General features: G+C 47.5%; 1 protein-coding gene. It reads right to left on the minus strand.

The annotated features are described in order from the left end of the window. The coding region (locus A3766_RS06475) for a class I tRNA ligase family protein (RefSeq protein WP_156508738.1) at window positions 1-955 on the minus strand (955 nt) is incomplete at both ends.

The following is a 955-nucleotide window of genomic DNA, read 5'->3' on the forward strand; positions in this document are numbered from 1 at the left end:
GCTTCAGGGTAAGGCTGAGTCATAATGGTTGCGCCAGACTGACCGGCCAAGGGAGCAACACGCTGCCAGATTTCCTCTGTGATATAAGGGATAAAGGGGTGAGCCATTCTTAGTACAGCTTCAAGTACTCGTACCAGTGTGCGGCGTGTGCCACGCTTAAGCGCTTCGTCGCTGTCGTCACTGTTTAGAATCGGCTTGGAAAGCTCCAGGTACCAATCACAATACTCATTCCAGATGAAGTCATACAAAGTGTGTGAGGCCATATCTAGACGGAACTCACCAATAGATTTTTCAATGGATGCTTCGGTTTGCTGAAGGCGCGAGATGATCCATTTGTCAGCTAAAGATAATTGATAATCGTCAGAATTCTGAGCACAGTCCTGATCTTCAGTATTCATGAGCACATAACGTGCAGCGTTCCAGATCTTGTTACAGAAGTTTCTGTAGCCTTCTAGGCGTTTCATGTCCCAGTTGATATCACGACCCGTCGAAGCCAGTGAGAATAGGGTAAAACGAAGTGCATCGGTCCCGTGTGCAGAGATACCGTCTTCAAAGGTCTTGCGCGTGCGCTTCTCAATTTTTTGAGCAAGCTGGGGCTGCATCATATTACCGCAGCGTTTTTCAACCAGAGATTCAAGGTCGATGCCGTCAATCATATCGAGCGGGTCGAGTACGTTACCCTTCGACTTGGACATTTTGTCACCATGCTCGTCTCGAATAAGGCCTGTTACGTATACATATTTGAACGGAACCTGGGCTTTACCGTTTTCATCTTTCATAAAGTGCATGGTCATCATGATCATGCGGGCAACCCAGAAGAAAATAATATCGAAGCCCGTTACCAAAACATCTGTTGGGTGGAAGGTCTTCAACCTTTCCGTTGCTTCTGGCCAACCTAGTGTGCCGAAAGTCCAGAGTGCTGAAGAGAACCAGGTGTCGAGAACGTCTTCGTCTT

The sequence above is a fragment of the Oleiphilus sp. HI0132 genome (genome assembly GCF_001635845.1).